Here is a 19,178-nt window from a genome sequence, read left to right as displayed (position 1 = left end):
TAATTGATAATCTCAGCACTTCAATTTGATGCTACCATTGCAGTACGGCATACAACTGCAAATATTTTCTGACTAACTGCTGTTTGTTCGAACGCCGTAAAGGATGCCCAAACTTAATGTAACAAGGGCTAATACCGAATCGAGTGTCCAACGATTGCGTGAGTTGCGACTCGCTAGTGTACAGTGTGATTCCTTGTTCTGTGTATTCGTTGATCTGATCGGGTAGTTCACCCATCCACCAATGAAGCAATTCTCGGCTCGTTTTGCTGCGACTTATCCAATGATCGCAAACCAAAAAGAGTAGGTCATTAGGCTGTAAGGCATAACCATATTCACTCTGCCATTCCGTAATTGATGAGAGTAAGTTTTCCCGGCAAGATTTTCCGGCACTGACCATATGGTGACTCAGAACCCAGACAGTGCCAATGTCGGATGAAATTCGATAGTGATGGGGAAGGTCTGGAGAATCCAACACTTCGATTGGCTTTATCACGCAGTTGTATCCAAAGTGACGAAAAGTATGTTCCATCCTTCTTGAAAACGCGAGACCAAGATGATGCTCACTCATGCCTTGGTTATGCACCGCAGGGTAATGCTTTTCACACAGCTTAAGACAGTCGTCTTGAAAATCATTAACACTTTGAATAACTAGGTCGAGTAGCAAAGAATATCCCTTAATAATTACAAAACGAACTGCAAAAGGTTAGCATAGTCTTTTGAGAATAGACTAATTTACTTCGGCAACTTCTTGATCTAAACACCAAATTTCTCACAAATGACCGTGTCTAATCTTTAATAGAGCAACACGAAAGAAGCAGAAGTTGAACAAAAATTTGAAAGGGAAAAAATGATAAAGCTAGAACGCGCACAAAAAGAGGCGTTGGCCACCGCCATTCAAGATTACATGCAAGACGAGCTAGATGTTGAAATTGGCCAGTTCGATAGTGAGTTTCTAATTGATTTTATTACAGAAAAACTAGGACCAATTTATTATAACAAGGGTGTTGAAGATGCTAAGTTACTGGTTGAACGCAGAATGTTAGAAGTTTCCGAAGAGCTGTATGAGATAGAACAAGAAATTAAGCTGTAAGTTTCAGTTTTACAAACGATTTAAAGTTCCTTCAAAAAATTCGAACAACTTGATAGATACGGCACCATTGGCTGGATGTAAATGATGGTAAATAATCTGTTTCATATGACGTAAATAGGTTAATGTAGTGTTTCTTGCTCAGCATTAACTTAGGAATATATCTAGGAACTTGAGATGGATACACTGGTAAAGAATTACAACCTTACTGCACGCGTGATGCATTGGTTATCAGCGCTGTGCATTATTGGTCTATTTGCAGTGGGTTTGTGGATGGTCGACCTTAGCTATTACAGCGAATGGTATCGAACTGCGCCGCATTACCATCGCTCTGTCGGTATTTTACTCGCTATTTTAACTTTGGCACGCATCGTATGGAAACATGTGACGGCGTCACCAAAGGTAGAAGGCAAACGTTACGAAGTGCTTGCTGCTAAAGCAGCGCATGGTGTCATGTACCTACTATTGGTCACCATCTTTGTTTCAGGTTACCTCATTTCAACGTCTGATGGACGCGGCATCGAAGTGTTTAATTGGTTCACCGTGCCAGGAGCGGGAGAGTTATTCCCAGGCCAATCAGATATTGCAGGTGAGATTCACTTCTATGCAGCTTGGGCAGTTATCCTGATTGCAGGTTTACATGCTATTGCTGCACTAAAACACCACTTTATCGATAAAGACAACACATTAAGAAAAATGTTAGGAGCTTCAAAATGAAAAAGTCACTTTTCGCTACAGGATTAGCTATCGCTATGGCACTGCCATTTGGTGCGCAAGCTGCAGATTATGTCATCGATACCAAAGGTGCTCACGCTTCAATCAACTTTAAAGTTAGCCACTTGGGTTACAGTTTCATCAAAGGTCGTTTCAATACATTTTCTGGTGACTTTTCTTTTGATGAAAACAACATTGCTGACTCAAAAGTAAATGTTGTTGTTGATACAACCAGCCTAGATTCAAACCATGCTGAACGTGACAAACACATTCGTAGTGGTGACTTCATCGATGCTGGTAAATACAGTGAAGCAACCTTTACGAGCACAAAAGTGGTTGATAAAGGCAATGGCAAACTAGATGTAACTGGTGATCTAACGCTACACGGTGTTACTAAGCCTATTACTATTGAGGCTGAATTCGTTGGTGCTGGCAGTGACCCATGGGGCGGCGAGCGCGCTGGCTTTGTTGGCAACACTCGCCTAGAGCTTGCTGACTTTGACATCCCAGTAATGGGTGCTTCAAGCTACGTCGATATGGAACTTCATATCGAAGGTATTAAGAAGTAATTAGTTCCTTTTAGATACACTAAAAGCGCTCTTCACTTGAAGAGCGCTTTTTTATTATCTTAATCACATCACTAACATCGATAAACCCGTCAGTGATAGCGATTGAAAGCCAATAGACGTTGTAAATGTTTAGCGAATTACGCTGTTTCTAACTCGCTTTTTTCCACTAGGTTTAAACGCTCACCAAAAATCGGGCGTAGTGCTTTTAATACTTCAGTACGAGTAACCACCCCGACCATCTGCCCATTTTCAAGCACAGGAAGCACTTGTGGCTTACTTACTTTGATACTTTTAGCGCGTTCTTCGAGAGACAAAGACGTCAAGCGAGTGGCAATACCCATACTGCTCGCTGGGTACAACTGCTCTTTATCGATACATAGGAATTCCACAACATCAACGAGGCGATCATCAGCGTCAATTGCGACCACATCTCTGCTCATGATGTCGACGACTTTTTGGTCTTTCACCGGAATGTAGTCCTCACACCATAGTTCTACCATCACATCGTGAGCAGAGAAGAAGCCAACTAATCGATTTTGTACGTCTACAACAGGTGCGCTCGTTACGTGATTATCAAGTAACACATCCAGCGCGGCTGCAATTGGCGTTTCTGCACGAATGGTGACTGGTTTTGGGTTCATAATGTCTTTAACAAAAGAGGCATTTTTCATGGTGAAATCCTTAACTGACGACAGTGTTGTAGTTGTAGTGATAGAAGAAATATTCGCTGCTTTTAGTTCTGGTCGGCGAAAAATACACCAGTTTGAAAGGCCAACTAATATCGCTCCGCCGACGATGTTGCCAAGCGTGACAGGAATTAAGTTAGCGGTAATAAAGTGGCTAATGTTTAGGTCTGTGTATTGTGACGCGGGCACACCGACAGATGCCCAAAAAGATTCAGGTGCAAAATTCGCGATAACAATACCAAGTGGAACCATAAACATGTTCGCAACACAGTGCTCAAAACCGCTGCTGACAAACATTGCCACAGGCAAAATTGTCATTGCTGCTTTTGTCATTGCATTTGCAGAACTAAATGTCAGCCAAATCGCTAGGCAGACCAACAGGTTACAGAGAATACCGAGTGCAAACGCTTGAATGAGAGTGTGGTGAAGTTTGTGTTGTGCGATGTTAAGCGCATTTAATCCCCATTGACCGCCATCCATCTGATAAAGACCAGCAGCAGTAACCAGCGCAAGTAGGAACATCGCACCAATAAAGTTACCAACGTAAACTTTGCCCCAGATCGAAAGCATCTTACCGAACGATATTTGCTTATTGGCCCAAGAAATACTGGATAGGACGGAGCTGGTAAATAATTCACCACCGCAGATCACTATGAGGATCAATCCCATGCTAAATGCGAGTCCACCAGCTAGGCGGCTCAAGCCCCAACCAGCGCCCGTACTACCGGTGGTCACCGTGATGTAAAACAAGAATGCTAACCCGATGAACGCGCCGGCCATAATGGCGAGGCTTAATGTCATACTGCTGGTTTTGTTTGCCTTACTTAACGCAAATTTTTCCGCTTCAACCATCATCTCTTTTGGAGAAAAATACTGGTGATTTTGAGAACTGGTCACCGCCATATTGACTCCTTAATTTGTAATCGCATAAAAAATCCTTGGTTATTAACTCAAAAATGAAATTGTTGTTTTTATTAAGAGCCTCAATGACTTCGGTTTCAAAACCATTGAGGCTTGCGGTGTTCCCGAACCGCGTACTCAGAATAGGGAGAGCGGTTAGTAAGGTAAAATTGATAATATTTAGAAACCTCATCAAATTAATTGATAACTTTACGGGGCTAGGTAAAATGAACTCTATTGCTTATTGGGGCATGCTTTAACAATTGTGGGAATTGGGAAATACCCACTAATAATGGAGGACACTTTGCGCTACTCACTTAAGCAATTAGCGGTTTTCGACGCAGTTGCAGATACCGGCAGTGTAAGCCAAGCCGCAGAAAAATTGGCTTTGACACAATCAGCGACGAGCATGTCGCTTGCGCAATTAGAGAAGATGCTTGGCAGGCCGTTGTTTGAGAGGCAAGGCAAGCAAATGGCGTTAACCCATTGGGGGATGTGGTTACGACCAAAAGCAAAACGCTTGCTACAAGATGCATTGCAGATTGAAATGGGCTTCTATGAGCAACATTTATTGAGTGGTGAGATTCGTATGGGAGCGAGTCAAACCCCAGCAGAGCACTTAGTTCCCGACCTTATCAGTATCATTGATAATGACTTTCCAGAAATGCGTATTTCTCTCGGTGTACAAAGTACAAAAGGGGTGATTGATGGGGTATTAGATTACAAGTATGACTTAGGGATTATTGAAGGGCGCTGTGATGATAACCGTTTACACCAAGAAGTATGGTGTCGTGATCATCTTACTGTTGTCGCAGCTTCTCATCATCCTTTTGCGCGTAATCAGTCTGTTAGCCTTGCGCAGTTAGAGCAAGCGAAGTGGGTACTAAGAGAGCATGGCTCTGGCACACGAAAAACATTTGATAGTTCTATTCACCACCTTATTGAAGATTTGGATGTGTGGCGCGAGTACGAACACGTTCCGGTGTTACGTAGTTTAGTTGCTAATGGTCAGTACCTTACTTGCTTACCGTATTTAGATGTAGAGCGATATATAGAAGCAGGTCACCTTGTGGCATTAAATGTACCTGAGTTAAAAATGGAAAGGACGCTTTCATTTATATGGCGTTCAGATATGGCAGAAAACCCATTAGTCGACTGCATTAAAAGAGAGGGGCTGCGAATGATGAAAGGGAAGCCTTCAGTTCTTTAAAGGTTGATTAAATATGCCTACGAGATGAGTTGGTTTATTCCCTAAATCTGTTGATTTATCGGTTGCGTCAAACTTTTAATGTAAATTGTGAAAATAATAATATCTTATTGTGATCAATATCACCGATAAGCTGAGCTGATGTATCTAACATGTGTCCTTGATTTCAATGTATGAAGGCAGTTATTGAACCATATAGGTACGATAATAGCCGAGTAGGTATGACTACCATGACGACACTTTTAGCTATTTCTATTACTACTGGAATTTTATCTGGCGTATGGGGTTGGATCGCCATCTCTTTAGGTTTGCTTTCTTGGGCTGGTTTTTTAGGTTGCACGAGCTACTTTGCAGCGCCAACGAGCGGATTGAAAGGACTAGGCATCAGCTTAATCACCAATATGACAGGCGTATTCTGGGCAATGGTAATTATTCACGGTTCCACTTACGTGGGGTTGGAAATTATTGGCTATGTGATTACCGCTATTGTGGCATTCTTCATGTGTATTCAAGCTAAACAGGCTTGGCTCGCGTACATCCCTGGTACTTTTATTGGTTCATGCGCAACATTTGCGGCTGACGGAAACTGGCAACTTGTCATTCCATCGTTGTTGCTAGGTGGTGTGTTTGGCTATCTAATGAAAGCGACAGGGCTATGGTTGCATACGAAATCAACCGCTACTTCTTCTTCGCTTGCTGAGCAAGCACAGTAGTGAACCCCCGATCTTATTGGTATCCACTGTGTATTGAGTTTTATCCCTCTCAATACCCTTAATCAAAATTAATGATGTTTGATACAAGCACACCAAATTGGTGTGCTTTTTTTGTATTACAAGACAATACGCTGAGTGTGAAATACGCCTAACTCATGTATTGCCGTTGGCCATGGTAACAACGCGTTTAAGTGTCCAGCGCAGAAGAACAGGAATACACTCCATGCCTTTCTCTTCACAATGAGAAACAATAGCCAAAGCTAAGTCCGGTTTTGCATGTTTTTTCAAAACACGATTTACGACTTTTTTAGCAGGGATAGGGTGGTCATGAGGAACTTTGATGATGTCCTTAAAGAAAAGTTCAAAACCATTGTTGTACAGAAAGTGCTCGATGTCTCGGTCGGGTAACTCCGTAAGTCGATGCCTTTCCTGATCATGGTCGAGCTGTGCTCGCACTGCATGCGCGTACTTTTTCCCTGCTGGGTCGCCATCGGTAACGACATGCCAATCAATACCAAACTCTTTTGCTACTTTGATGAGTGATTTTAGACCTGATTGAGCAAACTCAACGATTTGAACCCCTTCGGCAGCCAAGTCATACCCGCATTGACGAGCCAGTTCATGAAAAAGCCAAACTTCGGTTTCGCCCTCAACAAGTAACCAGCACCGTGCAAATAATGCTCCTGAACGATGAAAACGAATATGGAAACCAATTCGGCGCAACTCATCTCGACCAAACTTTGTTGAGTTTAAACTCTTAGCGATGGTTCTGTCTGATAGCCGAATTAAACGTCGAATTGAATACAGTGGAACAGAACCGAGTAACGTGCCACTGTTGGTGGTTAATATCTTTTGCATTGGCAACAATTGCAATAAGGACCACGCTCTCGCTAGATGAGTTGGATGCAGTCGACCTTCTGGATCTTCAATGATCAGTATTGGTCTCGCACAGCGCCTTAAATCGGTGGGACCCTTAGCTTGAAGATAGGCATTGAGTAACCCCATTAAAAGCAAGCGGCTTTGTTTGTCATTGGTTTCTTTCAAGAACTGACTCAAGCCTTTATCAGAGGAAGGGCTTGTATAGAAAAGACCATCACGAGGTTTGCGTGGGTTGCCTTTACTGACACTTCTGAACGCGAAATAGTGTTCAACAAGCGTTTGCATTGAGTCGAGGCTACTACGAATCTCACCTTTATTCACATGGCCAGGCATAGCCAATAAGCGTCGACAGGTGTTGTTGATTCGTTTTTCAATCCGAGCATTTTTACCATCGCCGTTGACATGGTTTAAATCTGGGAAGCGTCGGGAGTCACGTAGTCGGATTACAGGATGAAGTGTCATTAACTCAATAGCGAGTTTCTCTGAGTGGTGAAGTTTTTTGGGTTTGCCGTTATGATCCAAAAACGCGTACTTTGTATTAATGCCGTGCTCATCGCGAGACGCACTAATACGATAGTAAATGACTTGCTCACCATCTTCGTTGGTGCACCATGTAGGCTTTATGCGTCTGTAGCGTCCCGCTTTTACTTCGTTTTTATCCTGTGCTTTAAAACAAACAATGATCTGTAAGTGTTGTGTTTGTGGATGAGAAATTGAGTAGTCAACGTGAAAATCTTTCAGTTTGAATTGATACAATGAGCCATTGGCAGGTAGTGCGATGGAAAGGGCATCGAGCAATGATGATTTGCCCCACGTGTTTTCACCGATGAGCGTGGTGAGTTCGTCAAAAGAGAGTGAAAGGCGTTTGATGCCTCTAAACCCGGAGATTTCGATGCGTTCTAGTCTCATCTCAATCCTCCTTGCAATTATTTGAATTATCGAGAGTTATTTTGCTACTCCTAAGCATATATGAATTCGGAATTTTTGAGTTAAGCTCAGTTCACAAAATTACGAGAGCCTCTTACTGAATAGAGACCGTTACAAGCGAGGCTTGTTTTCAAAGCCGGGGGACAGCATCGTGATCACTTAAACATGAAACCCTAAATCGCAGTTTCATAAAATTCATGATTCTGTCATGATTCACTTCTTATTATTATAAGGAATGAAAAAAGAGAAGATGAAGATGAATAACAATCATAAGCCAGTGAGAATCAAACTGGCACACATCAATGACACACATTCCTACTTTGAACCAACGTCATTACAGTTAAAGCTTAAGATAAACAATGAACTCACGCTAGAACCCTATGTCAGTGCTGGCGGCTTTTCTCGTATCGCAACCAGAGTCGAGCAGTTAAGAGATGATGCTCAGCGCCAAGGTCATGGGATGTTGTTCCTCCATGCCGGAGATTGCTTCCAAGGCACGCTGTATTTCTCACTATTTAAAGGCAAAGCCAATGCCGACTTATTGAACGCATTAAAGATTGATGCAATGGCGTTAGGTAACCATGAATTAGATATGGGGAATGAGCCAGTTGCATTGTTTTGCCAACGTACTCAGTTCCCATTGCTTGCTGGCAACTGGGATTTATCCAATGAATCACTTAAAAAACCTCACCGTATCAGTGATTGCAAGGATGTATATAGTTACCAACCGGATACACAGAGCGCTCAATACATTGTTAAAGAATTCCATGGTGAGCGGGTCGCGATTTTCGGATTATCCATAGATAAAATGAGCGACATCGCAAACCCTGATGCAGACACGCCTTTTCACTCAGCAATTGAAACCGCCAAGGCGACCGTAAAACAAATCCATTCATCAGGTATAAAAAATATTATTCTTCTGAGCCACTTAGGTTATGAAGGTGATTTAGAGTTAGCTGAGCAAGTCGCAGGTATTGGAATAATTGTTGGTGGACACAGCCACCGGTTGCAAGGTGATTTTTCATCAATAGGGTTAGGACAAGACGATCCCTACGGTATCAAAATTAATGATACCTATGTGGTGCAAGCGGGTTTCCATGCTTTGACAATGGGGCACTGTGTCATTGAGTTTGATGAACACGGTAAAGCAACGATGTTGAGTGGACAAAATGAACTGTTGCTGGGTCGACGTATTTTTTGGGACTCGACGCTAAACCAACAGCTCGACCAAGGTGTATTCGAAACCGCGTGCGACTTCATCCATGGTCAACCGAATGTCGTGGTTTGTAAGAAACACCCGGAAACTCAAGCGATCCTGAGCGATAAATATATTCCTCAGGTCAGGCAGTTACAGTCACAAGTCATTGCTAGTGTTGACACCAAAAAGCGTCATGTGAGAATTCCCGATGAATTTGGTGAGAGTGAGTTGGCTTCCTCCGTTGCCCGATCATTTCTGCACTGTTTAAACAAACGTGGATATGACGTTCAATTTGCAATTCATAATGCGGGTGGCGTGCGAACCTCTTTGAACCCTGGCAACATTACAGTGGCAGACATTGCCGGACGGCTGTTGCCTTTTGCCGTTCCTATCGGCTTTTACGATGTAAAAGGCAGCGCTATTCGCCGTGCACTTGAAGGCGCGATAAATAATGCACTCAACAATGGCGTAGAAGGCACTGGATCTGGCAGTTATCCGTACACTTACAATTTAAACTTCGAGTACCACGCAGATGCCCCAAAAGGTGAAAGAGTTCAATCATTAGTGATTTTTGATGGCAAACAATGGGTTGGTGTTCAAGATGATGTTTGGTATCGAGGGACTTCTTCTGCCTATACGATGAAAGGGAAAGAGGGGTACGACGCATTGCAGGAGATGAAAGGAGAAGGACGTGTGACCAGTTTGTCCATGGCTGATTGTTTTATTGAACTCCTGACCGATGAGCCAAACTGTTTGAATCAAAGTCACAAACTTTACACAAAGCGACGTCGATAATAGATACTGGTATTGATTTTGCTGCTCTCCACTTACTACATGGGTTGATGAGGATGGCAGTATGTGGAATAAAGATTGGGCAGATACGGCAGTCGTGGTTGCCTGGATCGCAATTTGGTCAACACTGGTCTACTTTGTGCCTCTAAGCGGCTTTTGAATTGCTAAGAATGTGGATGTTACAAAAGGGAGCAGTAATGCTCCTTTTTTGTATCTATCTTCCCCGTTAGGGCCCTAACTAATGAAGAGTTTGTCCCGAGCCATTTGCTGCTTTTTGTCTGTTTACTATAGTTCAGGTGGTTGAATCCATTTCTTTCTTTTTATAGTGCTTCCTGATTTTTGATAAGAATTTTATTTCGATAAGACAAGGTTTTTTTGTTGGAAAGCCTGACGCTCGGCGTTATTATGTCGGCGTTTGGGGAGTAGTTAGCGCAAGTTTACTTATCGTCATCTCGTTAAGCATCAGCTTATCCGGTAAGTAAAGGTGTTACGTGGTTCATTCACGTCAACACTTCAACGAGACCAACGCATTCATTGACTAGCAGCACATAATCGTTATGTGGCTGTTGGTTGTTATTGTCTGCGGAAGGTCACCAAACGAAGTCCTTCCGCCATGGGAGGAAATATGTCTCTTATCGAAAATACCACCCAATTGAGCCAATCGGTGCCTCTTCAAGAATCATTAGCGATGTATGGTGCTTTTGGTTTATTTACCCTTGTTCTTGTTACGCTTGATATCTATCAAACACGTGGTGGCGCTATCACGATGAAAAAAGCCATCGTTTGGAGTGTTTTTTGGTTCTTGCTTGCCTTTGTTTTTGCAGGTTCTATTCATTTATTCTGGGACTTTTACGCGCCACATAGCGCTTATACGAACGACAAAGCAACGATTTCATTCTTAACTGGTTACTTACTAGAGAAGTCGCTAAGCGTGGATAACTTGTTTGTGTTTGCCATCATCTTTGCACAATACAGTGTGCCGGAGCACTTGCGTCCGAGAGCATTGCTTTGGGGGGTGATAGGTGCGCTAGTTTTACGCGCTGTCATGATTGCGGTTGGTGCTCAGTTACTTTCACAGTATCACTGGGTATTGTACTTATTTGCTGCTTTTCTTATTTGGACGGGTGTTAAGCTAGCTCGCGACAAAGGCGAAGCAGAAGAGGTTAATCCATATCCGGAGCAGTTGATTCGAAAGGTATTGCCAGTTACAGATGACTACCAAGGAAATCGCTTAATCTTAAAGCAAGCTGGTAAGTGGGTGGCAACACCGATGCTGATCGTTGTTGGTGTCATTGCAGTAATGGACGTTATGTTTGCGTTGGATTCTATACCAGCTATATTCGCGGTAACGCGAGAGCCATTTTTAGTCTTAGCCGCGAACGTATTTGCATTACTGGGTTTGCGATCGCTGTACTTTGTTCTTCAAGCAATGTTAGACAAGTTTGTATACTTAAAACCAGCATTATCAGTAATCATGATGTTTATCGGGGTAAAAATGCTATTGGTTGGAACAGAATATGAGATTCCGACAGCATGGTCTCTCACATTTTTAGTTGTTGTGATGACATCGGCAGTGGTTGCATCACTCCTAAAAAATAAAGCGAAGCGTCAAACTAGCGTTAATATTACTAATCAAAAAATATAAAGTAAGCACTAAAATCAAAAGAAATAACGAAAAATATTGTTAAATATATGTTGTTGCTTAAGGGGCAATTATGCAGGTAATGTTCAGTTATTCAATGTAATTACAGCAATTGTGATTATTTATGCCGTTATTATTCATTTGTATTTTTGAGTTTTGTAATGAGTTTGTTTTATTAGAAATTCTAATTTGAATGGGTAAAATTTGTCATTTCTTAAACAATAAGAAACTGACTAATATACAACCAACTAAACAGACTACTGCTTTTAAAGAGAGGCAATCATGGCACAAGCAATGCAAATGACAAATGTAGCTTTACCAACCTCTATGGATAAGAAAACCTACGCGGTTAACTTCAAAGGACTGATTGCTCACTTACTGGACATTCTATTTGTAGATAACACTGCGCCACGCAGTTACTACGCAGAAGACTTGTCAGCACATATTCAAAAAGACATCGGTATGTACCGTTGATATTGAAATAGTGTAAGAAATACCGGCCTATGAGCCGGTATTTTTTTTATTTGTAAAACATGCCTACTCAACCTACGCCCTAGAAAAGAAACACTCTAGAGGAGGTAGACATGACTGAAGTGCGATATTACTTCTTGCGGCAGTATTCTGCGATCACGTACATCGACTGACCACCATTTGCCTTACCCGAAACTAGCTTTGGATCATCGCCAAGGCTAATACCACGAATCACTGTACCTTGTTTGATTACTTGGTTAGTGCCTTTTACTGGTAGGTCTTTAATTACTGTTACATCGTCACCTTTCTTAAGTTCAGTGCCGTTACAGTCAACCGTTTTATCGTCAGCAGACATCCCTTTCATTGCCCAGTTCATTTGCTCTTCTTCCATGTACATCATGTCAAGAGCATCTTGAGCCCAGCTTTCTGTGTTTAGGCGAGTGAGTTGGCGCCATGCAGTCACTTGTACAGCAGGAACCTGGCTCCACATACTTTCGTTTAGACAACGCCAGTGGTTAATGTCTTTTGGCTCATCGATCTCACCCAGACACTTATCACAAACCATGATGGCAGTATCAACCGTCACATTACCGTGAGGTGGGACAGCGTATGCAGTTAGTTGAGATTCAGAAGAACACAGTTCACATTTTGACTCGCAGCGCGCAAGCAGAGTAGCTTCAATAGACATAAGGACTCACCTTAGTAATGTTATTTTGTGGCGGTATTATCCACTTTATCCTGAGAAATAAAAGGGTGTTAGCGAATTAAAGATTAGATTTTACAATACTCCAACCTGATTAAGGTGAAGATGTAAAATATTCGCTAAATAAATAATACGGAAGTATAAAAGACACTATTAATTGTTTTGGTTTATGAATTGGTTGTGTCAATTTCTACAACGATTACAAACCTAAAAGAGGTAAATGTAGAGAGAGGGTGGCTAGAACATAGCCCTCTAATTTACAGAGGGCCTGTCGTTAACGTTCGACAATCTGGACAATTTGCTCTTTTGAAATACTCATTTCTTTACCATCCATGTCTTCATACTCGTACATACCCGTTTCCTCGTTCAGGTCTGGTTTACCGTAAGAGGTAATAATTTTCCCTTCATTTGTCGACATCAGATATTGGCTACTTCCGCATGCAGCAAGAAGTAATACAGTGGCAATAACAGTCAATACGCGCATAGAGTTTTCCTTTTAAACAAGTGAGTTAGGCAAAGACATCGTTTTAACTATAGCAGAGGAAATATGAGTGGGTTTGAATACAATTGAAATGAAAAAGCCCAGTAGAAACTGGGCTTTGGTAGGAAGGGCGTTGCGATTACTTCAAAACAGAAGTGTTAGTGACACCTGTTAGTGCGTCATCCATTAAGAAGTCAGTGTTTTCCATCTGCATCTCTACATGATGATCAATATCAGACAAAGTGCCATTTGGCGAAGCAAAAGTACTGTGCGATGCAGTAGCATTAAACTGTACAAAGCTCGCAGTTGCATTCACAGTAGTGTCCGTACTGTTCACAGTCTTCAACCCTAGCTTATTAGCAAGCGGTTCAGTACCCGCGAATGGTGCATTTGGAACGCTGTTTGGTACTGTGCTATCGCCATCCACTTCTGTCATAAAGAATGGTGTCGTTAGCGAACCAGATGCCACTAAATCTGAAGCGTTTGTGAACGGATCGACAGTGTCTAGTGTAGTCTGTGCTGCATAGATAAATTGTGAGAAACCTGCTTCTAGCGCTGCTACTTGAGCTTCCGTTGCCGCAGCCTCAAATGCTTCGTAACATGTTTTATCTTCTAGATCCGCACATGATGCATCAGCGTAATTCGCATAGTCTTTTGATGCTGCATAAGCGAGGTTATGTTTGATCTGAGGGCCGTAATTGTCTGAACCCAGTAACAAATTACCAATTTGTCCACCAGAGTTCTGTACTGATGCAGAACTAAAGGTGTACAGTGCATCCGCAGTAGAGCTGCCCAATGTATTGTTTGCTGCTGCGACGGCAGATGTAGCGACAATACCGCCAAGTGAATGACCTAGCATTTTGACTTTTGAACCCGTCATTGGGTTGAAGCCTTGCAGAGGACCTCCAGCTAAAAGACCGCCTTGAGCAGATACTACCAAGCTAGCGCGCAAACCTAACACATCCAGAACACTTTGACGTAGGTTGTCACGCGCAACGGCTAAGTTGGAAAGATTTAGATAAGCCAGTACATTCGCATTTGCGGAACGTTGTTCATCTAAGCTGCGCGTACCATGAATAGGTAAGTCAATAGCGATAACTGCCACACCTGCTTTTACCATATTGAACGCGAACGCGTACGCATTCTCTTTCGCAGAGGTGATGCCGTGTTGATAAATCACAACGTCTGTCGCGACGCCAGATTTAGGTGTGAAGACCAGTACTTCGACATCTTCAACCGATTTCACTACGGGAACAGGCGAGTAGCGAGTAATAATACGCTCACTATCAAGCTGGGTACCATCGGTAAGAGTAAGCTTAGCTCCAACAAGTTTTAGCTGCTCTGTAGGATCTGTAGCAAGCTTTGTCACATCAACAGGATCATTTGCAAAAACGCCTGTTGATAGCTGCTGAACCATGTTTGCTTGCTCGTTCGGATCCGCTAATGCTGCGCTTAGCTTCGCTAGGCTTGGCATCGCAGATACCATTGGTTGCATGTTCCAGCTTGCGCCTTTTTCCAAGTAATGAGGCAGTCTTACCACACCTTGTGTCACGCTTACATCGGCACCTGATTGCATGTAAAGGCCTTTAATTGCCGTTTTAGCTGCGTCTAGATCGCTAATGTATTTACTAAAGTCATCGTCAGAGTCTAGCGCAGTGCTAAAGTCTTGGGTTTCACCGAGCGTTATTGTGTAGGCCGTTGATAAGTCTACTGAACCTTCGTTTGAGTCATTTTTGTAAACGGTATTTAGTGTGTTTGCGCCAGTAGAAAAACCAGTAGCGGTTACTCCTTTGACTGCCGCTAACGTATCACCTACAGACTGGGTACTGAACCATGAGGAGTAAACGATGTCGTTAGGGTCAACTTGAGCTAGACCAAAAATGCCTTCAACCGCCTGAGTGACTGCTTGAACAGAAGCAAGGTCGCCAGTTTCATAAACGATTTCTTTCGATTTAACTGTCGCATAACTTGCTGATGTACCAATTGGCTCACCATTCACGTCAGTAACATCTTGTGTAACCGCAAAAATGTACTCGCTTGACTCATCAAGTGCAGCCAAGAACTGGATGTATAGAGAGCTACCTTTTGCTTGAACTACGTAGTCCTGATTCTGAACGAGTACCTCTTCGATTGGGTTAGATTTACCGTCCCACTCGGTTAAGCGTTGGTTAATCTTGATGACTTTAACACCAGACGACAGCATGCCCGTTGCAAAACCGTCGCCGTTGAAGTTAAGAACGATTGGCATAGACGTTGACCATCCATCCATCGTGTTCATTGAGGCTCTAGGGTTGGTTAAAGCATCATCGCCATCAGTTGGCAGACCAAGCGTACCATCGCTTGTGTCCATTAATAAGTAAGACGGTGCCGGTACATCTGCGTTCGCTCCTTGAAGCGTAAAACTGATGGATGTTTCGCGATCAAGCAATGCTTGGACTTCATCTTCAAATTGAACTTTGTCGGAAGTACCAGAGCTGGAGGTATCATCACCACAACCAGCAAGAAGGATTGCAGAACAAAGCATTGATAATTTAAACGTGTGTTTCATTGGTTTACTCCGTAATCCCATTATTTGAAGGTGTAGTTCATCTGTACCGCGCTGATGTAAGCAGTACCTTCTGAGTCAAACTTAATCTCTTCACCCAGAGCATTTGTCTCAGTGAAAGAGCCTGATTTACTCTTAACAAGTGCAAAGCCTGCATCGAAAGTTAAATTCTCACTCATTGCGTAAGTTAGGCCCGCGCTGTACCAAAAACGGTCACTGTCAGGGATACTCAATGTCGCTTCACCTGCTTGTTCGTCGTACGCAAAGCCTGCACGGAATGTCCAGTCTGTATTAAGTATGTAAGTTGCACCAACGGAGTAGCGATTGTTGTCTTCATATTTCTCAGGTTTAAAGAAACATACTCCGTCATTACATTCGTTACTGGTCGCTTTTAGTTCTTTAAATGTGCTCCAGTCGGTTTGTTGCCAGCCGTAATGTACAGCCCATTGTTCATTCAGTTGATGGAAAGCCGATAATTCGATAATTGAAGGGAGAGAGATTTTTAAACGGCCATCAACTTTTGGTGATGAAGCTCGACCAGAGTCGTAACTACTAAACTCACCGTCATCAAAATCTAGATCAACCTTAGAGCGGTAGCCAAAGCCAAAACGGTTGTTTTCATTTAGCTCAAATAAAGCGCCGACATTCCAACCCCAAGCGAAAGTTTCACCTTCCATGCCGACAAGGTTATCGGACTTATTACCACCTAAAATACCGGCGAGTGCGCCTTTGTGACGAGTCAGCTCTGCTTCAGCGTATACGAGGTTGATACCACCACCGACACTGAAAGACTCGTTGATACGGTAAGCGACATTAGGGTTGATGTTTACTGAAAGTAGGGAAGTGTCACCCGCCATATCACCTGCGGAAATATCATTTGGATAGTCAGTGGCAACACCGTATGTTGTGAACATACCGATGCCCCAGGCCCAGTTATCATTGATAGGGCTGATGTAATAACCTGCTGGCACGATCTGTAAAGGGGCGACATCTTTCGCGTGTTCATTGTTTACAGTGTCGTACACATCGACTTCAGGGTCGATGATAGATAACGCGCCCGAAAATTGAGCTTCTTTGAAAAGTGTCATTGCTGCAGGGTTACGAGCAAGGACGCTGGCATTATCTGCAACAGCCCCTTCACCTGAAAATGCTCGACCAAGACCAGATGCCGAATGTTCAGCTACCTGGAAGCCCGCTGAGTGGGCATTACACGCAAACAATATTGAAATTGTAAGCAGAGAGCAGTGCTTCTTGTTCATCCTTGACCCTCCTAGGGTGTCATAATGCTGGACCGAAGTCCTTGTAATTGTTGTGTGGTACTTACACCAATTGTTAATACGCGAAATACAACGATGATGTAAATGTAATGTTAATTGTATGTTTAATAACTTGTCAAAGTTTGAGCGTATTTTGCGTTTTAAATATGATGCATAGGTCAAACGATGGCTTGTAAGGGCATGTATTATCGTTATATTTTTGAAGAGAATGGTACGACCAGAATTGTTTTGCGAGCTTTATAGTTAAATAACGATCAAATCAAGAGATAGCTCGCTTTGCTGTTTCTTCACTTCACAGGCATAATTCGCGCTCGCTATGTAGTTATTCAATAGACGCAATAGGAACCGCATTGGAATTACTGAATGTTGAATTTTTAGGTCGTTCGCTAAGGCTCGAAGGATCGATGGCTGGGTGGCAGCAGTTATATTGGGATAATACGTTGGTGTCTCAAATCGATGCCAGTGACAATACCGCAGAGACTTGTCTACACCAGTTTAGGCTCTCTGCGGGTGAGGAAATCCTGAACTGTCATTTAGAGTGTTCTTTAACATGGCAACCGTTTGAATTGAGTTACAAGGTCACAATTAACGGTGAGCTCGTCAACGAAGGTTGTCGAAATGAAAAAGACATCGAGCGCCAAGTGCCAGAAGTTACGCCACCATCCGAAAAGCGTTTAAGTATAATAGGTCTCGTATCTCTTGGGATGAAAGCACTTAAAAGTGCGAAAGTTATTAAAGTGGCGTTAGCGTCTGCAAGTCTCGCTGCATATTCTTGGCTATTTTCCATCGAGTTCGCGCTAGCGTTGATCGCTTGTTTGGTTTTTCATGAATATGGTCACATTAGAGCGATGAAGTATTTTGGAATGAAGACCAAAGGAATCTATTTGATTCCATTCCTAGGTGGTTTGGCGCTAAGTGACGAAAAGATAAACACGCGCTGGCAGGATGTGGTTATCTCAATCATGGGACCATTTTTCGGTTTAGTACTTAGTATTGTTTTTACTTTGCTTTATTGGATGACTGGTGAGGTGATCTTCGCTGGGCTTGCTGTGTTTAACGCCTTGCTAAACCTATTTAATCTGCTGCCTATTTTACCATTAGATGGTGGCCATGTGCTCAAAAGTATTACCTTCTCAATGAACACTTGGGTCGGGTTAGTTGGCAGTATTGCGACCGCTTTATTAGGCATTTTTATCAGTTACTATTTCGGTCTGACGTTGCTAGGGTTTTTATTGTTAATGGGAATGTTGGAAGTGGTGATGGAATGGAGAGCTCGACATCAAAGCCATTTATTGCCATTAACCCGTTATGGGCAACTATTTTCACTTGCTTGGTACTTGGTCTCTGTCGGAGGTTTTGTTTCTATCATCTGGTATTTTGCCACTCTCGGAGATAGTTTGTTAAGTTTGCCGCTACAGATATTGGGCACTTGATTAGAATCATTAAAAAGCTCCCTAGGGAGCTTTTTTATTTGGCAAGCTTAAGTAGTAGACGATAGTAGCAAGTAGCAATGAATTAGCCACATCTTGGTGCTTTCGCGTTATACGCAGGTAGCTTATTTATGGTTGCTTGTAAATCTTTAATGCGCGTACTGTGCGATGGGTGGGTTGAGAAGAATTCAGGTGGTTGAGAACCACCTGATGCAGCACTCATATTTTTCCATAAATCGACACTTTGACGTGGGTCGAAACCTGCTTTTGCCATGAATTCCAGCCCGACAATATCAGCCTCGGATTCCTGAGTACGACCGTATGGCAAGATAACACCGTATTGAACACCGACACCAAGTGCCGCCATCGTCATTTGTTGATACTGTTTGTACTCGGAAGCTCCAATGGCAACGTTTGCTAGAGACAACCCGGCATTTGCTAACTGACTTTGTGAGAGACGTTCATTACTGTGGTCAGCGAGGACGTGAGCGACTTCGTGACCAATGACTGTTGCCAACTGATCTTGGTTTTTCGCGACATCTAAAAGCCCGGTATACACGCCGATCTTCCCACCTGGTAGAGCAAACGCATTGACTTGTTCACTATCAAAAACAACGACTTCCCAGTCTTTAAATCCAGATTGAGCGGGAATGGTGTCAGTGATGTGTTTGGCAACGCATTGAACGTAGGCATTCGTTTTGCGATCTTTGCTGATTGGGATATCTTTCTTCATTTGTTCGAAAGATTTAGCGCCAAGCGATGACATTTCCTGATCTGAAAACATCAGGATCTGGTTGCGACCCGTCGGTGATGCGCTACACGCTGTTAAACCCGCGATAGTTAAAAGAGCAGAGGCTTTCATCCATACCTTCATAACAGGCTCCATTTAATTTTTTGTTTTGAAGCAATAGTATATACCCAAATAGTAACATGATGCATGGATCAAGTTATTCATCT

General features: G+C 42.8%; 17 protein-coding genes. 9 read left to right on the top strand and 8 right to left on the bottom strand.

Annotation, left to right across the window (positions count from 1 at the left end; genetic code table 11):
• Nucleotides 1-31: 31 nt before the first annotated feature.
• Complete coding sequence (locus R7H07_RS00735) at nt 32-664, bottom strand: hypothetical protein (RefSeq protein WP_005376385.1); 633 nt, start codon at nt 662-664, stop codon at nt 32-34.
• 183 nt (nt 665-847) lie between these two features.
• Between R7H07_RS00735 and R7H07_RS00730 the strand changes: the two genes are divergently transcribed.
• The 3 genes from R7H07_RS00730 to R7H07_RS00720 all read left to right on the top strand — a co-directional run bounded on the left by R7H07_RS00730 (nt 848) and on the right by R7H07_RS00720 (nt 2,370).
• On the top strand, nt 848-1,090 hold the full coding sequence (locus tag R7H07_RS00730; RefSeq protein WP_042520836.1) for a DUF2164 domain-containing protein: 243 nt from the start codon (nt 848-850) through the stop codon (nt 1,088-1,090).
• A 174-nt stretch (nt 1,091-1,264) separates the two neighbouring features.
• Nucleotides 1,265-1,804 carry a cytochrome b gene (locus tag R7H07_RS00725; protein ID WP_005390157.1) on the top strand — a complete coding sequence of 180 codons (540 nt, stop codon included), beginning with the start codon at nt 1,265-1,267 and terminating at the stop codon, nt 1,802-1,804.
• Nucleotides 1,801-2,370, top strand: coding sequence for a YceI family protein (locus tag R7H07_RS00720; RefSeq protein WP_017634178.1), 570 nt, complete (start codon nt 1,801-1,803; stop codon nt 2,368-2,370). The genes R7H07_RS00725 and R7H07_RS00720 overlap by 4 nt, the downstream gene beginning before the upstream one ends.
• Nucleotides 2,371-2,507: 137 nt before the next feature.
• On the opposite strand, the gene focA is transcribed toward R7H07_RS00720, so the two are convergent.
• Nucleotides 2,508-3,959 (bottom strand): formate transporter FocA, encoded by a 1,452-nt coding sequence (focA, locus tag R7H07_RS00715; protein ID WP_054730569.1) that lies wholly within the window; start codon nt 3,957-3,959, stop codon nt 2,508-2,510.
• Nucleotides 3,960-4,260: 301 nt separating this feature from the next.
• On the opposite strand from focA, the gene R7H07_RS00710 reads away from it, so the two are divergent.
• Together R7H07_RS00710 and R7H07_RS00705 are read left to right on the top strand one after the other, a co-directional pair.
• Nucleotides 4,261-5,166 (top strand): LysR substrate-binding domain-containing protein, encoded by a 906-nt coding sequence (locus R7H07_RS00710; RefSeq protein WP_005376369.1) that lies wholly within the window; start codon nt 4,261-4,263, stop codon nt 5,164-5,166.
• A gap of 227 nt (nt 5,167-5,393) precedes the next feature.
• On the top strand, nt 5,394-5,876 hold the full coding sequence (locus R7H07_RS00705) for a DUF1097 domain-containing protein (RefSeq protein WP_017634175.1): 483 nt from the start codon (nt 5,394-5,396) through the stop codon (nt 5,874-5,876).
• A 153-nt stretch (nt 5,877-6,029) separates the two neighbouring features.
• Here the strand turns inward: R7H07_RS00705 and R7H07_RS00700 are convergent, their stop codons facing one another.
• The gene (locus R7H07_RS00700; protein WP_017634174.1) at nt 6,030-7,664 is read right to left on the bottom strand and encodes an ATP-dependent endonuclease; all 1,635 of its coding nucleotides are present in this window, start codon (nt 7,662-7,664) and stop codon (nt 6,030-6,032) included.
• 268 nt (nt 7,665-7,932) lie between these two features.
• Here R7H07_RS00700 and R7H07_RS00695 point away from each other — a divergent pair, with 268 nt between their 5' ends.
• The 3 genes from R7H07_RS00695 (at nt 7,933) to R7H07_RS00685 (ending at nt 11,788) form a co-directional block, all read left to right on the top strand.
• Nucleotides 7,933-9,675, top strand: a complete 1,743-nt coding sequence (locus R7H07_RS00695; RefSeq protein WP_005376363.1) for a bifunctional metallophosphatase/5'-nucleotidase — start codon at nt 7,933-7,935, stop codon at nt 9,673-9,675.
• A gap of 622 nt (nt 9,676-10,297) precedes the next feature.
• On the top strand, nt 10,298-11,317 hold the full coding sequence (locus R7H07_RS00690; protein WP_206958828.1) for a TerC/Alx family metal homeostasis membrane protein: 1,020 nt from the start codon (nt 10,298-10,300) through the stop codon (nt 11,315-11,317).
• A 279-nt stretch (nt 11,318-11,596) separates the two neighbouring features.
• Entirely contained in the window at nt 11,597-11,788 is a 192-nt protein-coding gene (locus R7H07_RS00685) for a hypothetical protein (RefSeq protein WP_005376351.1), read from the top strand.
• Between the two features lie 127 nt (nt 11,789-11,915).
• Here the strand turns inward: R7H07_RS00685 and R7H07_RS00680 are convergent, their stop codons facing one another.
• The 4 genes from R7H07_RS00680 to R7H07_RS00665 all read right to left on the bottom strand — a co-directional run bounded on the left by R7H07_RS00680 (nt 11,916) and on the right by R7H07_RS00665 (nt 16,773).
• Nucleotides 11,916-12,473 carry a PhnA domain-containing protein gene (locus R7H07_RS00680; RefSeq protein ID WP_005376350.1) on the bottom strand — a complete coding sequence of 186 codons (558 nt, stop codon included), beginning with the start codon at nt 12,471-12,473 and terminating at the stop codon, nt 11,916-11,918.
• Nucleotides 12,474-12,762: 289 nt separating this feature from the next.
• Complete coding sequence (locus R7H07_RS00675; protein WP_005376349.1) at nt 12,763-12,972, bottom strand: YgdI/YgdR family lipoprotein; 210 nt, start codon at nt 12,970-12,972, stop codon at nt 12,763-12,765.
• Between the two features lie 136 nt (nt 12,973-13,108).
• Entirely contained in the window at nt 13,109-15,517 is a 2,409-nt protein-coding gene (locus R7H07_RS00670) for a VolA/Pla-1 family phospholipase (RefSeq protein ID WP_086047414.1), read from the bottom strand.
• Nucleotides 15,518-15,537: 20 nt separating this feature from the next.
• Nucleotides 15,538-16,773 (bottom strand): outer membrane protein transport protein, encoded by a 1,236-nt coding sequence (locus tag R7H07_RS00665; RefSeq protein WP_017821929.1) that lies wholly within the window; start codon nt 16,771-16,773, stop codon nt 15,538-15,540.
• A gap of 422 nt (nt 16,774-17,195) precedes the next feature.
• Between R7H07_RS00665 and R7H07_RS00660 the strand changes: the two genes are divergently transcribed.
• Nucleotides 17,196-18,224, top strand: a complete 1,029-nt coding sequence (locus tag R7H07_RS00660) for a site-2 protease family protein (protein ID WP_047103591.1) — start codon at nt 17,196-17,198, stop codon at nt 18,222-18,224.
• Between the two features lie 82 nt (nt 18,225-18,306).
• Here R7H07_RS00660 and R7H07_RS00655 read toward each other — a convergent pair whose 3' ends face one another.
• Nucleotides 18,307-19,095: a M48 family metallopeptidase gene (locus R7H07_RS00655; protein ID WP_017634168.1), complete on the bottom strand. Its 789-nt coding sequence runs from the start codon at nt 19,093-19,095 to the stop codon at nt 18,307-18,309.
• Nucleotides 19,096-19,178: the final 83 nt, after the last annotated feature.

This window comes from Vibrio sp. Vb1127, from assembly GCF_033338735.1.
Lineage (GTDB): Bacteria > Pseudomonadota > Gammaproteobacteria > Enterobacterales > Vibrionaceae > Vibrio > Vibrio alginolyticus.
This window is presented reverse-complemented; position numbering and strand designations above follow the sequence as displayed.

Coding starts and splice junctions, on each gene's coding strand:
- R7H07_RS00730 (WP_042520836.1), top strand. CDS start 848: ATGATAAAGCTAGAACGCGCACAAAAAGAGGCGTTGGCCACCGCCATT.
- R7H07_RS00665 (WP_017821929.1), bottom strand. CDS start 16,773: ATGAACAAGAAGCACTGCTCTCTGCTTACAATTTCAATATTGTTTGCG.
- R7H07_RS00660 (WP_047103591.1), top strand. CDS start 17,196: ATGGCTGGGTGGCAGCAGTTATATTGGGATAATACGTTGGTGTCTCAA.
- R7H07_RS00690 (WP_206958828.1), top strand. CDS start 10,298: ATGTCTCTTATCGAAAATACCACCCAATTGAGCCAATCGGTGCCTCTT.
- R7H07_RS00720 (WP_017634178.1), top strand. CDS start 1,801: ATGAAAAAGTCACTTTTCGCTACAGGATTAGCTATCGCTATGGCACTG.
- R7H07_RS00705 (WP_017634175.1), top strand. CDS start 5,394: ATGACGACACTTTTAGCTATTTCTATTACTACTGGAATTTTATCTGGC.
- R7H07_RS00670 (WP_086047414.1), bottom strand. CDS start 15,517: ATGAAACACACGTTTAAATTATCAATGCTTTGTTCTGCAATCCTTCTT.
- R7H07_RS00685 (WP_005376351.1), top strand. CDS start 11,597: ATGGCACAAGCAATGCAAATGACAAATGTAGCTTTACCAACCTCTATG.
- R7H07_RS00725 (WP_005390157.1), top strand. CDS start 1,265: ATGGATACACTGGTAAAGAATTACAACCTTACTGCACGCGTGATGCAT.
- focA (WP_054730569.1), bottom strand. CDS start 3,959: ATGGCGGTGACCAGTTCTCAAAATCACCAGTATTTTTCTCCAAAAGAG.
- R7H07_RS00675 (WP_005376349.1), bottom strand. CDS start 12,972: ATGCGCGTATTGACTGTTATTGCCACTGTATTACTTCTTGCTGCATGC.
- R7H07_RS00680 (WP_005376350.1), bottom strand. CDS start 12,473: ATGTCTATTGAAGCTACTCTGCTTGCGCGCTGCGAGTCAAAATGTGAA.
- R7H07_RS00695 (WP_005376363.1), top strand. CDS start 7,933: ATGAAGATGAATAACAATCATAAGCCAGTGAGAATCAAACTGGCACAC.
- R7H07_RS00700 (WP_017634174.1), bottom strand. CDS start 7,664: ATGAGACTAGAACGCATCGAAATCTCCGGGTTTAGAGGCATCAAACGC.
- R7H07_RS00655 (WP_017634168.1), bottom strand. CDS start 19,095: ATGAAGGTATGGATGAAAGCCTCTGCTCTTTTAACTATCGCGGGTTTA.